Here is a 14827-nt window from a genome sequence, read left to right on the forward strand (position 1 = left end):
CAGATATTGATAACTTTCATCCACGTTCGCCCCAGGAGAGAGAAGCCTCACGGCCGAGGAGCGCGCACGCACAGGGCGGGCGTGCGGCGCATGAACGCGCGCCGCCCGCCCGCCCCTTGAGCTGGGCCTCGTGCCAGGACCTACGAAACCACCGCGGGATCCACCGACTTGGCCACCTTCTTCTCGTTGTCTTCGTCACCCACGGCGATGCCGCGCCGCTTGGAGACGTAGACCGCACCGGCGATCACGAGGAAGGCGACGACGGCGATGAAGATCCGTACGCCGATGCTCTTGTCCTCGCCGTAGCTGAACTTGATCACCGCCGGGGCGATCAGCAGTGCCACCAGGTTCATCACCTTCAGCAGCGGGTTGATCGCGGGCCCTGCGGTGTCCTTGAAGGGGTCGCCGACGGTGTCGCCGATCACCGTCGCGGCATGGGCCTCGCTGCCCTTGCCGCCGTGGTGACCGTCCTCGACGAGCTTCTTGGCGTTGTCCCAGGCACCGCCGGAGTTGGCCAGGAAGACAGCCATCAGGGTGCCCGCGCCGATCGCGCCGGCGAGGAACGCGCCGAGCGCGCCGACACCGAGGGTGAACCCGATGAAGATCGGCGCCAGCACGGCGAGCAGACCGGGCGTGGTGAGTTCGCGCAGGGCGTCCTTGGTGCAGATGTCGACGACCTTGCCGTATTCCGGCTCCTCGCTGTAGTCCATGATCCCGGGATGGTCGCGGAACTGCCGCCGCACCTCGTACACAACGGAACCCGCCGACCTCGACACCGCGTTGATCGCCAGCCCCGAGAAGAGGAAGACGACCGCCGCGCCGGCGATCAGGCCGACGAGGTTGTTGGGCTGCGAGATGTCCATCATCAGGCTCATCGGCGCGCCGTCCCCGCTGAGCTTCTCGCCGACGTCCTGCGCGCCGGTCGTGATCGCGTCGCGGTACGACCCGAAGAGCGCCGATGCCGCGAGGACCGCGGTGGCGATGGCGATGCCCTTGGTGATGGCCTTGGTGGTGTTGCCGACGGCGTCCAGGTTGGTGAGCACCTGTGCGCCCGCGCCTTCGACGTCGCCGGACATCTCGGCGATGCCCTGCGCGTTGTCGGAGACCGGCCCGAAGGTGTCCATGGCGACGATCACACCGACCGTGGTGAGCAGGCCGGTGCCGGCCAGCGCGACCGCGAACAGCGCCAGCATGATCGAGGTACCGCCGAGCAGGAACGCCCCGTACACGCCGAGGCCGATCAGCAGGGCGGTGTAGACGGCCGACTCGAGACCGATCGAGATACCGGCGAGGACGACGGTGGCGGGCCCTGTGAGCGAGCTCTTGCCGATGTCCTGGACCGGGCGGCGGTTGGTCTCGGTGAAGTAGCCGGTCAGCTGCTGGATGACGGCGGCGAGCAGGATGCCGATCGCCACGGCGACGAGCGCGAGGATCCGCGGATCGCCGTCCCTTCCGCTGATCGCCGTGTCGGTGACGCCGTCGAGGTCGGCGTACGTCCCCGGGAGGTAGACGAAGACGGCGATCGCCACCAGCACGAGCGAGATCACCGCGGAGATGAAGAACCCGCGGTTGATCGCGGACATGCCGCTGCGGTCGGAGCGGCGCGGCGCGACCGCGAAGATGCCGATCATCGCGGTGATCACGCCGATCGCCGGGACGAGCAACGGGAAGGCGAGTCCGGCGTCGCCGAAGGCCGCCTTGCCGAGGATCAGCGCGGCGACCAGGGTCACGGCGTACGACTCGAAGAGGTCGGCCGCCATGCCCGCGCAGTCGCCGACGTTGTCGCCCACGTTGTCGGCGATGGTCGCGGCGTTGCGCGGGTCGTCCTCCGGGATGCCCTGCTCGACCTTGCCGACCAGGTCGGCGCCGACGTCGGCGGCCTTGGTGAAGATGCCGCCGCCGACCCTCATGAACATCGCGATGAGCGCCGCGCCGAGACCGAAACCCTCCAGGACCTTCGGCGCGTCGGCCGCGTAGACCAGCACCACACAGGAGGCGCCCAGCAGACCGAGCCCCACCGTGAACATGCCGACCACGCCACCCGTACGGAAAGCGATCTTCATGGCTTTGTGGGAGACGGCGGTGAGATCCTTTTCCGGCTCACCTTCCGCCGGAGTGGCTTCTCGCGCCGCCGCGGCCACACGCACATTGCTGCGCACGGCGAGCCACATGCCGATATAGCCGGTGGCCGCCGAGAACGCGGCGCCGATCAAGAAGAACACGGATCGGCCTGCGCGCTGATTCCAGTCGTCCGCGGGCAGCAGCATGAGCAGGAAGAACACGACGACGGCGAATACGCCGAGCGTGCGCAACTGGCGTGCCAGATAGGCGTTCGCGCCTTCCTGGATGGCCTTCGCGATCTTCTTCATGCTGTCGGTGCCCTCGCCGGCCGCGAGCACCTGGCGTACCAGGACCCCCGCCACCACGAGCGCCGCCAGGGCGACGACCGCGATGACCGCGATCAGCACCCGGTTGTCGTCGGTGAGCACCGCGGCCGCGAGGGTTGTTGTGGGCTGGTCCAACTGATCAGGGGTAGAAAGCCCCGCCATTCGTCCTCCTTGACGCTTGGGCTGAGCTCAAGATGTGGACGGATTGTAGGTACCACGTCCTGATCAAAACAGTGCGCGGTAAACGGAATTCACCTTTACAGAACCTGAAAGCAGTAATGCCCCGGGGGCATTCAAGACCGATATCTAGATCGTGAACAAATTCACGATATGCATCGCACCAGACCACTGTAGGCACAGAAAGCTCATGCCGACATGCGGAAGGGCCCCACCAGTGTGGTGGGGCCCTTCCGCATGTCGAACAGAAAACTGATTCGAACGGGTGAAAATCAGGGGAGCACTGCGGCCGGCGGCGTGGTCGGCCAGGTCATACGGATCTGTCCGCCGTGCTCTCCCGCGGTGACCTCGACATCGTCGACGAGACCGCTGATGACCGCGAGGCCCATCTCGTCCTCCTCGGTCTCCATGTCGGGGTCCTCACCCAGGGCGCCCGGAGCCCGGTCGCCCGGGGCCGAACGCGGCGCCTCGTCGCCGACCTCGATGGAGAACTGCTTCTCCTCATCGATCAGCAGCACCTGGACCGGCGCGCTGATGCCGCCGCTCTGGTGCAGTCCGACAGCACGAGAGCAGGCCTCGCCGACAGCGAGTCTGACCTCGTCGAGGACGGCCTCGTCCACTCCGGACCTGCGCGCCACCGCTGCCGCCACCAGTCGGGCGGTCCTGACGTGCTCGGGCAGCGCGCTGAAACGGAGTTCAACGGTGGCCATGCGTCCCCCTCGGAACTACGGGCGTGCTGTCGGGGGACCGGGCCGCCGAAAGCCCGGACCCCTTCTTTTTGCTTCTGCCGGCGTCCTGATGCCGACCCGGGCACGGGCCCGGGAACGGGTCAGTCGGTCGCCGCCACCGCTTCCTCGACCGAGGTGTGGATCGGGAACACCTTGGTGAGGCCGGTGATACGAAAGATCTTGAGAATGCGCTCCTGGTTGCAGACCAGGCGCAGCGAGCCCTCATGGGCACGCACGCGCTTCAGTCCGCCGACCAGTACGCCGAGCCCGGTGGAGTCGAGGAAGTCCACGCCCTCCATGTCGACGACAAGGTGGAAACTGCCGTCATTCACCAGCTCGACCAGCTGCTCGCGCAGCTTGGGCGCGGTATATACGTCGATTTCGCCACCGACCCTGACGATCGTGCGATCGCCGATGGTTTCGGTCGACAGAGACAGGTCCACGGATCCTCCAGCACCTTGCTATCGAGCGGTCGCCCCTCGGGACACCTCGGCTTGAAGCCCCCGGACGGTTCGCCAGCCGCGATGGCATTCAATCACTTACCGGCAGGCGTGCACGACGCCTTGGTCCCATTGTCCGTCACGCCAGTGACACACTCGGTGCCGATGGCCAAGAATCTCCGATCCGATCGACCCTCGACGGACGCCGGTCCCCGCCCCACGCCGAGCACGGTCCTGGACCGGCTCGCCGCCGGGCCGAGCCGGGCTGCGCGCATCACTCATACGGAGCACTTGCCCCCACGTGAGGGTCGCCATGCCGTCTGGCCCGACCGGATCCGCTCGGAGATCATCGCGGCCGTCCAGGCCTGCGGCATCGAGCACCCCTGGGCCCATCAGGCACGCGCGGCCGAACACGCCCTGGACGGCGAGTCGGTCGTCGTCGCCACCGGCACCGCCTCCGGCAAGTCCCTGGCGTACCTCGTGCCGGTCCTCTCCACGCTCCTGGACGGCTCGGAGGCCCCGAACGGCCGCGGCGCCACCACGCTCTACCTGTCCCCGACGAAGGCCCTGGCGGCGGACCAGTGCCGCTCGGTGAAGGAACTTTCACAACCGCTGGGCAATTCCGTACGCCCTGCGGTCTACGACGGCGACACGCCGTTCGAGGAACGTGAATGGATCCGCCAGTACGCCAACTACGTGCTGACCAACCCGGACATGCTGCACCGCGGGATACTCCCGTCCCACTCCCGCTGGTCCTCCTTCCTGAAGGCGCTCAAGTACGTCGTCATCGACGAGTGCCACACCTACCGGGGCGTGTTCGGCTCCCACGTCGCCCAGGTGCTGCGCCGGCTGCGCCGCCTCTGCGCCCGCTACGGCGCCTCCCCCGTCTTCCTGCTGGCCTCCGCGACCGCCGCCGAACCGTCGGTGGCCGCCCGCCGCCTCACCGGCCTCCCCGTGGTCGAGGTCGCCGACGACGCCTCACCGCGTGGCGAACTGGTGTTTGCCCTCTGGGAGCCCCCGCTCACCGAGATGCAGGGCGAGAAGGGCGCCCCGGTCCGCCGTACGGCCACCGCCGAGACGGCGGATCTCCTCACCGATCTCGCCGTACAGGGCGTGCGCTCGGTCGCCTTCGTCCGCTCCCGGCGCGGCGCCGAGCTGATCTCCGTGATCGCCCAGGAGCGGCTGGCGGAGGTCGGCCGCTCCCTGGCCCGCCGTGTGGCGGCGTACCGCGGCGGCTATCTCCCGGAGGAGCGCCGCGCCCTGGAACAGGCCCTGCATTCAGGAGAGTTGCTGGGCCTGGCCGCCACGACCGCCCTGGAACTCGGCATCGACGTCTCGGGGCTGGACGCGGTACTGATCTCCGGCTACCCCGGCACCCGCGCGTCCCTGTGGCAGCAGGCGGGCCGGGCGGGACGAGCCGGCCAGGGGGCGCTGGCGATCCTGGTGGCCCGCGACGACCCCCTGGACACCTTCCTCGTCCACCACCCCGAGGCCCTCTTCGACCAGCCGGTGGAGTCCACGGTCCTCGACCCCGACAACCCGTACGTCCTCGCCCCGCATCTGTGCGCGGCCGCGGCGGAACTGCCGTTGACGGACGAGGACATGGAGTTGTTCGGACCGGAGACCGAGAACTTGTTGGGGCAACTGGAGTCCGCGAAGCTCCTGCGCCGCCGCACCAAGGCCTGGCACTGGACCCGCCGGGAGCGGGCCGCCGACCTCACCGACATCCGCGGGGAGGGCGGTCGTCCCATCCAGATCGTCGAGTCGGGCACGGGCCGCCTCCTCGGCACGGTCGACGCGGGTTCCGCCCACACCAGCGTCCACGAGGGCGCGGTTCACCTCCATCAGGGCCGTACGTATCTGGTCCGGTCGTTGGACCTGGAGGACTCGGTGGCGCTGGTCGAGGAGGCCAGCCCGTCGTATTCGACGGTCGCCCGCGACACGACGTCCATCGCCGTCCTGGAGACGGACGTCGAAGTCCCCTGGGGCGAGGGCAGGTTGTGCTACGGCTCCGTCGAGGTCACCAACCAGGTGGTCTCCTTCCTCCGCAGACGTCTGATCACAGGTGAAGTACTCGGCGAGACGAAACTCGACCTCCCTCCTCGTACGCTCCGCACGCGCGCGGTGTGGTGGACGGTCACCGAGGACCAGCTCGACGAGGCCCGGATCAACCCGGAGATCCTCGGCGGCGCGCTGCACGCCGCCGAGCACGCCTCGATCGGCCTGCTGCCCCTCTTCGCGACCTGCGACCGCTGGGACATCGGCGGCGTGTCGATCCCCCTCCACCCCGACACGCTGCTCCCCACGGTCTTCGTCTACGACGGTCACCCGGGCGGCGCGGGCTTCGCGGAGCGCGCCTTCCACACCGCCCGCGCCTGGCTCACCGCCACCCGCCAGGCCATCGCCTCCTGCGAGTGCGACGCCGGCTGTCCGTCCTGCATCCAGTCCCCCAAGTGCGGCAACGGCAACGACCCACTGCACAAGAGGGGGGCGGTACGGCTGCTCACCGTGCTGTTGCGGGGGGCGCCGGAGGAGGGGGCGGAGGCGGAGCTTCCCGGACCGCCGGAGGAGGAGGAGGAGGAGGAGGAGGAGGAGGAGCTTCCCGGACCGCCGGAGGAGAGGGCCCAGCCTGGCCTCACGGGTGCGCCAGCCGACCGAACAGCGCCGAGAGCACCCTAGGACGCCGACGGAGAACCGTGGCCCCGGCCCCGCCAGGGTGCCGATGGAGCGAACGGCGTCGGGGGCCTTTGGGATGCCGACGGAGGGCCCGGGCCCTGGCTGCACCGGGGTGTCGACGGAGCCGCCGGGCCCTGGTCTCACCCGGACGCCGACAGACGACCCCGGCCCTCGTCTCACCCGGACGCCGACAGACGCCCCGGACCCCGACCTCACCCGGACGCCCACGGACACCCCGGACCCCAGCCTCACCCGGGCACCAGCCGAGCCAACTGCGTCTGACCTCCCAGAGGCCCCGGGACCGCGGCTCCAGGAGCCGCCGGACCTCCAGGACGTGGCGTCCCCTGGGATTCCGGAGGAGGCGGAAGCGGAGCCTGCGACGTGACCGGTCCCGCAGGTCCCGCCCGTGCCCTGACCTCCGCAGTGAACGGCCCCCGCCCCGCGGCCGCCGTCACATCCGAGATCTCTCCGACGATCGCGCACCGCACGAGCCGCGCGCCCTGGTCCCGAGCCACGCCCTCCGCCAGGGCGCAGGCCACCTCGGGCCCGTCGGCCCAGTGGTCCGCCGCCGCGAGCGCCGCGAGATCCGCGCCCCCGGACGCCCGATGCCGTACGACGACGGCCTGCCCGAGGGCCAGCACGACCCCGAACACCACGCACAGCACCGCGATGGCCCCGACACTCCAGACGGTGGCGGAGCCACGGTCCGAACGGGCGCCGGCGGGATGGACGCCGGCGAACCGGGCAACAGCGCGGCGTGCGCCGGTGAGGTCGGCTTCCGCGAACCGGGCTCTCGCCGGCCGCGGGACGGGGGGCCGCGCAACCGCAACCCCGCGCTCCGAGGATCCGCTCCTCGTCGAACCGCCGCTCATCCTCCTTCCCCCACCGTCTCCTCGGCCCATGCGACGGCCTCCTCACGCACCTCGAAGGGCAGGCCGTGCAACGCGGGCGGCTTGGCCACGACCACCACGCGGACCCGGTCACCCTCCCGGGCTACCGTCACCTGCGCGTCGCGCGGTGCCGTGTCCCGGGCCACCCGGACGACCGCCTCGGCGGGGTCCTGGCGGGCCGCCGCGCGGGCCCCGGTCCTGGCGGCGTCCACGCACTGGATCTGCGCGGCGACCACGAGCAGCCCCCACACCAGCGCCATCGCGAACATCACCAGCACGGGCAGCACCATGGCCGACTCAGCCGTCACGAACCCCTGGTCTCCCGCCCGTTCACGCCTTCGCATCGAGCGCCCGTTTCACGATGGCCTGGAGTTCCGCGCTGACGGCCCCGCTCGTCACCACCTTGTAGAGCACCACCGCGAACGCCACCGCCGCGACGATCCCCATCGCGTACTCGGACGTCACCATCCCCCTGTCCCCGCGCATCGACCGCGCCCCGCTCGTCGTCCTGCACACCAGGGCACGCACCCGCGCCCATACCGCCTTGTACATCTCAACCCCCGTAAGGATCAGTCCTGTTGAAGTACCGCCTGAATTGCTCGTCCGCCGGGTCACCGGCCGCCGACCGTCATCGCCCACCCCCTCCCAGCACTCCACCCGCGAGTCCGATCACGATCGGCAGCACGCCGACGGCGATGAACGCGGGAAGGAAACACAGCCCCACCGGCGCGGTGACCAGCACGGCCGCCCGCCGGGCCCGTGCCGTCGCGGTGCGCCCCCAGTCGGCTCGGGCGTCCGCCGCGAGCGCGGCAGCCGGTCCGGCCGCGGGCAGCCCGGTCACATCGGCGCGTTCCAGCAGCCGCGCCAGCGCCCCGGCGCCCGGTGTCGAGGCGAGCCTCCGCCAGGCGTCGCCCGGTTCGCCGCCGAGCCGTACCTCCGCCGCCCCGCGCGCGAGCCCTTCACCCACGGGACCGCCCAGCGCCTCACCCACGGCCTGTGCCGCGATCACGGGACCGGCGCCCGCCGCGATACAGGCGGCCAGCAGGTCGGCGGCGAGCGGCAGCTGCCGGGCCGCCTCGCGCGCGTCGGCCTCCTCGGCACCCACGCCGGCCGCCTGCCGTAGCCGCCACCGCCACAGGCCCGTCGCGACGACCATCCCGACCACGACACCGGCGACTCCGCCGACCAGCACCCACCCGGCACACCCGACGCCGACCACGGGCAGCCAGCGCCGCACGTGATCCCGAGCCTCGAACCGCGGGCCCTCGGGAGTGGCCTGCGCAGCGGGCAGCAACTCTCCGAGCCGCCGCCGCACCCTGCGCTCGTGCCGCACGGCCGCGGCCCACCGGGCGAGCCAGGTGATCACCAGTGCCGCCCCCGCAACCGCCCCCAGCCTGTGGACAACTTCCGCGCTCATGCCGCCTCGGCTCCCCGCACGATCCGCGTCGCCCACCACATCCCGACGCCCTCCAGCAGGCCCCCGACCAGCAGGCAGCCCAGCCCGGAGCCGGTGTGCAGTAGGACGTGCAGGGGATCGGCGCCGAGGGCGGCACCGAGGCCCAGCCCGAGCACCGGCAACGCGGCGAGCATCCACGCCGTGGACCGGGCTCCGGCCAACTGGGCGCGCAGGTCGGCTCGTTGGTCCCGATCGGCCCGCAGCGCACCTTCGAGCCGATCGAGCCCGGCCGCGAGCCCCGCGCCCTGGTCCACGGCCACCCGCCAGCACGCGGCGAGCCCCAACAGCCCCTCGGCCCCAGGCCGCCGGGCCGCCGCCGCGAGCGCCCCCGGAACATCCCCGCCGAACCGGGCCGCCGCCAACACAGCGGCCTGCGTCTCCCCGAGACCACCGAACTCCGGCGCTCCTGAACCGAACGCACCCGATCCGGCCCCACCGACACCCGCGCCCTCGAACTCCCGCACAGCCCGCACCAGCGCCTCCCCCGGCTGCCGCCCCGCCCGCACCTCCCCGGCGACCATCGCGCACAGCGCGATCACCTCGTCCGCCCGCCGCTCACGCACCCGGCGCTCCATCCGCGCCAGCCGCACCCGCCGCAGCAACGGCACCGCGGCGGCCCCCGCGAGGACCGGCAGCGCCGAGGCTCCCAGTACGGCGATCACCAGCCCTGCGACCGCCGCCCACCACTCGAACCCGAGTCGCCCACGAAGCTGCCGCAGCTCCCCCACCAGTCGCCGCCACGGCGGAGGCCCGACGCCCACCACCCCGCCGCCCGCCAGCAGCACCTGCGCCCGCCGTGCCCCGGAACGTCGCCCGCTCCACAGCCACACGGCCGCCCCGAGGCACCCCACGGCCACACCCGTCGACCCCACCGACATCTCCCCCATCCCGATCACCGCGTCCTCCCGTCGTCCGAGCCATCTCGTCGTCGTCACCTCGCATTGAGCCCGCCCACGTCACCCGCCCTCCCCCGACGGCCCCCGCATCGCGGCCCCGAGCAGCTCTCGCAGCCGCTCCCACCCCGGCTCGTACGCGAACGCCTCCGCTCCCCAGCGCAGCGCCGGCACCGTCCGCACCAGCCCCGAGGAGTCCCGCTCCAGCACCCGCACCTCGGCGATCCGGCGCCGCCCGGCCCGGTCCCGCACGAGATGCAGTACGACCGACAGCGCGGCCGCCAACTGGCTGTGCAGAGCAGCCCTGTCGAGCCCTGCCGCCGTGCCCAGCGCCTCGAGGCGAGCCGGTACGTCAGCCGCCGCGTTGGCGTGCACGGTCCCGCAGCCGCCCTCATGGCCCGTGTTCAACGCGGCCAGCAGATGCACGACTTCGGGCCCGCGCACCTCACCCACGACCAGCCGGTCGGGCCGCATCCGCAGCGCCTGTCGCACCAGGTCCTCGAGCGTGACGAGTCCTGCGCCCTCCTGGTTGGCGGGTCTCGTCTCCAGCCGTACGACGTGCGGATGGTCCGGCCTGAGCTCCGCCGAGTCCTCCGCGAGCACGATCCGCTCGCCCGGCCCGACCAGCCCCAGCAGCGCGCTCAGCAACGTCGTCTTTCCGGTGCCGGTCCCGCCGCTGATGAGGAAGGACAGCCGCGCCTCGAGCAGTGCCCGCAGCACCCGGTCTCCGCCCGGCGGCACCGTGCCGGCCGCGACCAGCTCGTCCAGCGTGAACGCACGCGGGCGTACGACCCGCAGCGACAGACAGGCGCAGCCGACGGCGACCGGGGGAAGCACCGCGTGCAGCCGGGTCCCGTCCGGCAGCCGCGCGTCCACCCAGGGCCGCGCGTCGTCGAGGCGCCGCCCCGCCACCGCGGCGAGCCTCTGCGCCAGTCGTCGTACGGCGGCCGCGTCCGGGAAGGAGACAGCGGTCAGTTCGAGTCCGCCGCCCCGGTCCACCCAGACCCGGTCCGGCGCCGACACCAGGACATCCGTCACCGACGGGTCGGCGAGCAACGGCTCCAGGGGCCCGCTGCCGACCAGCTCGGAGCGCAACCGCTCGGCCGCGCCCAGCACTTCGGCGTCCCCGAGAACCCGTCCCTGCTCCCGCAGTGCCTGCGCCACGCGGGCGGGCGTCGGTTCGGCCCCGCTCTCGGCCAGCCACTGCCGTACGCCGTCCAGCAGCCCGGGAGCCATGTCCGCACCAGGCGCCGAGGAAGCCGTACGGGCACCCACCGCGGCGGCCCGCAGCCCGACGGCACCGACCGGCGCCTCACCCGACCGCCGTCGCCACTCAACGGAACCCGCTACCGGATCACCCGAATGCCGCCGCTCAACGGATCCGGCTACCGGATCACCCGACCGCCACTCCTCGGCAGCACCGTCCCCCGCGCCATCCGCCCGCTCGAACCCCGAGAACACGCTCATGCCGCTCCCGCCTCCGCCAACGCCCGCTCCCAGAACTCCTTGCAGAAGCGCGCGAGCGGCCCTCTTACGGCCGCCCCCGGAGGCGAGTCGCTGCCCCGCGGCCGCTGGAGCGCCGACTCGACCGGCACCTCGCCCACCAGGGGAAGTCCCAGCAGGCGGGCCACCTCCCGGTCGTCGAGTCCAGGTGCGTAGGGGCCTCGTACCGCCACCCGCAGGTCGCGCAGGACCATGCCGACGGCGGAGGCCACGCGGCCGGCCGCGGCGACGGCGCGCAGTTCCGCGGGGACCACGAGGATCCCGAGGTCCAGCTGGGAGAGGACCTCGGCGACGCCGTCGTCGAGGCGGCGGGGCAGGTCGACCACGACGGTGCCGCCCCGGCGCCGGGCCGCGGCGAGCACCGCCCGCACGGCCTGGGGCGGAACGGCGATGCGGTCGCCGCGGTCCCAGCTGAGCACCCGCAGCGAGTGCAGCCGCGGCAGCGACTCCTCCAGGGCACCGCCACCGACCCGCCCGCGTGAGGCGGCGAACGCGGGCCAGCGCAGCCCCTCGGTGCTCTCGCCGCCGAGGAGCACGTCGAGTCCGCCGCCCAGCGGATCGGCGTCCACCAGGAGGGTGCGCAGTCCCTCCCGCGCGGAGGTGACGGCGAGGGCACACGCGAGCGTGGAGGCTCCGGCCCCGCCGCGGCCGCCGATGACGCCGACGGTGAGGGCCGGCCGACCGACACCTTCGGTGACGTCGGCGATGCGGTCGACCAGCCACTGCTCGCCGTCGGGCAGCATCAGGACGTGATCGGCGCCGATCTCGACGGCCCGCTTCCACACCCCGGAGTCGTCCTGGTCCCGGCCCACGAGCACCACTCCGCGCCGGCGTGCGGCCCCGCGCACGCGCCGTGCGGCGTCGTCGCCGACCAGGACGAGGGGGGCGGCCTCCCAGCTTCCTCTGGGCTCCGGCACTCCGTGATGCACCTCGGCCTTGGCCCCGGCCGCCGCGCACAGTCGCAGCAGGTCGTCGAGCAGGTCCTCGTCCTCCGTGACGATCAACGGACGGCCCGGTCGCCCTCCGGCGGCGGGCTGTCCCTCGTGTGTGACGGCTGCGGTCACGGTTTCCATCCCCCTTCGCCGCGCCGCGCGAGGCCTACTCAGGGCCCCACGCGACGCCTCTCTCACGCGGCCCCTCGGCCCCGCGATTCCCAAACATGTGAAGAACCGGCAACCGGCCTCCATATGAACGGCCGATACGAACCGGCCAAACACACCCGACTAACCAGAACCGGCCATGAAGTCGGCTGGAGCGGGGCGTGTGGGAATCACGGTGCAGCGATCCCGGAAATCGTGTGGATCTTGGTCGATAACTGTGGACAACTCGGCGGTTGTGAATATCACCGTCACCCATACCGGTGAGTCCCGCAGCGCCTGTGCAAAACTTCCGCAGAGCAGCGCGGCGGCTACGCACAGTGACGGATCATGGGCAGCCGGAAGAGGCGGCCGAAGCCGCCTCGGAGCGGTCGCGAGACCGCGAACGGAAGAGGAAAAACCCACCCGGACATGCGACGACCCCCACCGGGGGGGAGAGTGGGGGTCGTCTCCACGGCCGACTCGGGGGGGGAGGAGCCGGACCGGGTTAGCACGGTCGCGAACGATCCGTGACTTCCATGGTGTACCCGAGACCCCTCTCAGGCAAACCCACGCGCCTCACCTTACGCCGAATGGGCTGCACCTATGCTCGGGGTCGTGGAAAACCACTCCTTGCCTCGCACAGCAGCCTTCTTCGACCTGGACAAGACGGTCATTGCGAAGTCGAGCACACTCACGTTCAGCAAGTCGTTCTACCAAGGCGGGCTGATCAACCGCAGGGCCGCCTTGCGGACCGCATATGCCCAGTTCGTCTTCCTCGTCGGCGGTATGGACCACGACCAGATGGAACGCACCCGCGAGTACCTCTCCGCGCTCGTGCGCGGCTGGAACGTCCAGCACGTCAAGGAGATCGTGGCCGAAACGCTCCACGACCTGATCGACCCGATCATCTACGACGAGGCCGCCTCCCTGATCGAGGAGCACCACACCGCCGGCCGCGACGTCGTCATCGTCTCCACGTCCGGCGCCGAGGTCGTCGAGCCGATCGGCGAACTCCTGGGCGCCGACCGGGTGGTGGCGACCCGGATGGTCGTGGGCGAGGACGGCTGCTTCACCGGGGAGGTGGAGTACTACGCGTACGGCCCGACCAAGGCCGAGGCGATCAAGGAGCTGGCGGAGTCCGAGGGGTACGACCTGGAGCGCTGCTACGCCTACAGCGACTCGGCGACCGACCTGCCGATGCTCGAGGCCGTGGGTCACGCACACGCCGTCAATCCGGACCGGGCACTGCGCCGCGAGGCTCTCGCACGCGGGTGGCCGATTCTCGATTTCCACCGGCCGGTCCGGCTGAAGCAACGGCTGCCCGGATTCGCCGTACCGCACCGCCCGGCGCTCGTCGCGGTCGCCGCGATAGGAGCGGCGGCAGCGACGGCAGGCCTCGTCTGGTACGCGAATCGGCGGCGGGCGACAGTGGCCTGAGGTGATTCCACCTACTTGACCCCTATTTGCGGATAATAGTAAAGAACGGCGGCCAGGGGTTCCGCTTGCTCCGGTCCAGGAGTACAAAGGGGTTAACGGCCCGCGAGACCAAGGACATCCGAGAGGATCACCTTAGAAACGCATTTGGCCCCACGGACCGAGCATGGACATCGAGCACCCACGCGACGTCGACCCGTCGATTACGGGCCAGCCGCACCAGGTGACGGGCAAAGTTCCCGACCTGATGGGCAATACATCGAGGACGCTTGGTAACCCGGTGAACATGCCAGCGGCGGTACGAGTCCTCGTACCGCCGCAACTCTGTTCCAGGGGGTTTTACGCCGCCCCGCGCTGGAGCGCCTCGCACACCGCCGTCGACTCGCGCGCACCCAGTTCGATCGCACGGCCGCAGTGGGCGATCCAGGCGGCCATGCCCTCGGGGGTGCCGGAGACGTATCCGTCGAGCGCCGCCAGATAGGCCGCACGCCCCAGTTCGGCGTGCCCGACCTCCGCCGGGCAGACCGACTTCGGGTCGAGACCGCTGCCGACCAGGACGATCCGCGCGGCCGCGCGCGCGACCAGGCCGTTGTGGGACACGAAGGGCCTGAGGGCGAGAAGCTCTCCCTGCACGACGGCGGCCGAGACCAGGGCGGGGGCCGAACTGCCCGCGATGATCAGCTCGGACAGGCCCTCCAGCCGGCCCGAGACCTCGGCCGCGCCCGGCAGGGGCAGCTCGATGAGCGGCTCGTCGGCGGTCTCGCCGGCCTGACGGGGACGGCCGATCTCGTCCTCGTCGGTCGCCGCGGCGACCAGGTGCAGCCGGGCCAGCACCCGCAGGGGCGACTGCCGCCAGATGGACAGCAGTTGGCCGGCCTCGGCGGTCAGCCGCAGCGCGGCACCCATGACCCGCGCTTCGCCGTCGACGCCGAAGTCGGAGCGTCGGCGCACCTCTTCGAGGGCCCAGTCCGCGCCGGACAGCGCGGCCGAGCCGCGGGCGCCGCGCAGGGCCGCCTCGGAGGTGATCTCATTGCTGCGGCGCCGCATGACACGGTGTCCGTAGACCCGGTCCACGGACTTGCGCACGGACTCCACGGACTCGGCCACGCCGGGCAGCGAGCCCAGGGCCGCGAGCGGATCGGCGTTCGCGCCTGTCGTACTCAT

12 protein-coding genes and 1 pseudogene are annotated in these 14827 nt (G+C 71.6%); 2 read left to right on the forward strand and 11 right to left on the reverse strand.

The window, feature by feature from the left end:
• Positions 1-140: 140 nt before the first annotated feature.
• From M2157_RS21935 to bldG, 3 genes are all read right to left on the reverse strand, one after another.
• Complete coding sequence (locus M2157_RS21935; protein ID WP_280863370.1) at positions 141-2549, reverse strand: sodium-translocating pyrophosphatase; 2409 nt, start codon at positions 2547-2549, stop codon at positions 141-143.
• Positions 2550-2836: 287 nt separating this feature from the next.
• A complete protein-coding gene (locus M2157_RS21940) occupies positions 2837-3274 on the reverse strand; it encodes an ATP-binding protein (protein ID WP_062049147.1) in 438 nt (145 codons plus the stop codon).
• Positions 3275-3393: 119 nt separating this feature from the next.
• Positions 3394-3735, reverse strand: coding sequence for an anti-sigma factor antagonist BldG (gene bldG / locus M2157_RS21945; protein ID WP_024885807.1), 342 nt, complete (start codon positions 3733-3735; stop codon positions 3394-3396).
• Between the two features lie 81 nt (positions 3736-3816).
• On the opposite strand from bldG, the gene M2157_RS21950 reads away from it, so the two are divergent.
• Positions 3817-6411 (forward strand): DEAD/DEAH box helicase, encoded by a 2595-nt coding sequence (locus tag M2157_RS21950; RefSeq protein WP_280866020.1) that lies wholly within the window; start codon positions 3817-3819, stop codon positions 6409-6411.
• Positions 6412-6656: 245 nt separating this feature from the next.
• On the opposite strand, the pseudogene M2157_RS21955 reads toward M2157_RS21950, so the two are convergent.
• The 7 genes and pseudogenes from M2157_RS21955 to ssd form a co-directional block, all read right to left on the reverse strand.
• Positions 6657-7118 (reverse strand): annotated as a pseudogene (locus M2157_RS21955) (Rv3654c family TadE-like protein); the annotation flags it as partial.
• Positions 7119-7276: 158 nt separating this feature from the next.
• Positions 7277-7642, reverse strand: a complete 366-nt coding sequence (locus M2157_RS21960) for a TadE family type IV pilus minor pilin (protein ID WP_280863373.1) — start codon at positions 7640-7642, stop codon at positions 7277-7279.
• Complete coding sequence (locus M2157_RS21965) at positions 7629-7850, reverse strand: DUF4244 domain-containing protein (protein WP_280863374.1); 222 nt, start codon at positions 7848-7850, stop codon at positions 7629-7631. The genes M2157_RS21960 and M2157_RS21965 overlap by 14 nt, the downstream gene beginning before the upstream one ends.
• A 76-nt stretch (positions 7851-7926) precedes the next feature.
• Complete coding sequence (locus M2157_RS21970) at positions 7927-8715, reverse strand: type II secretion system F family protein (protein ID WP_280866021.1); 789 nt, start codon at positions 8713-8715, stop codon at positions 7927-7929.
• Positions 8712-9641 (reverse strand): type II secretion system F family protein, encoded by a 930-nt coding sequence (locus M2157_RS21975; RefSeq protein ID WP_280868262.1) that lies wholly within the window; start codon positions 9639-9641, stop codon positions 8712-8714. The genes M2157_RS21970 and M2157_RS21975 overlap by 4 nt, the downstream gene beginning before the upstream one ends.
• Positions 9642-9710: 69 nt before the next feature.
• The gene (locus M2157_RS21980) at positions 9711-10883 is read right to left on the reverse strand and encodes a TadA family conjugal transfer-associated ATPase (RefSeq protein WP_280863850.1); all 1173 of its coding nucleotides are present in this window, start codon (positions 10881-10883) and stop codon (positions 9711-9713) included.
• 227 nt (positions 10884-11110) lie between these two features.
• Positions 11111-12223: a septum site-determining protein Ssd gene (ssd, locus tag M2157_RS21985; protein ID WP_266561712.1), complete on the reverse strand. Its 1113-nt coding sequence runs from the start codon at positions 12221-12223 to the stop codon at positions 11111-11113.
• A 609-nt stretch (positions 12224-12832) separates the two neighbouring features.
• On the opposite strand from ssd, the gene M2157_RS21990 reads away from it, so the two are divergent.
• Positions 12833-13666, forward strand: a complete 834-nt coding sequence (locus M2157_RS21990; protein ID WP_280863376.1) for an HAD family hydrolase — start codon at positions 12833-12835, stop codon at positions 13664-13666.
• Between the two features lie 336 nt (positions 13667-14002).
• Here the strand turns inward: M2157_RS21990 and M2157_RS21995 are convergent, their stop codons facing one another.
• Positions 14003-14827, reverse strand: coding sequence for an oxidoreductase (locus M2157_RS21995; RefSeq protein WP_280866022.1), 825 nt, complete (start codon positions 14825-14827; stop codon positions 14003-14005).

The organism is Streptomyces sp. SAI-127 (assembly GCF_029894425.1).
Taxonomy (GTDB): Bacteria; Actinomycetota; Actinomycetes; order Streptomycetales; family Streptomycetaceae; genus Streptomyces.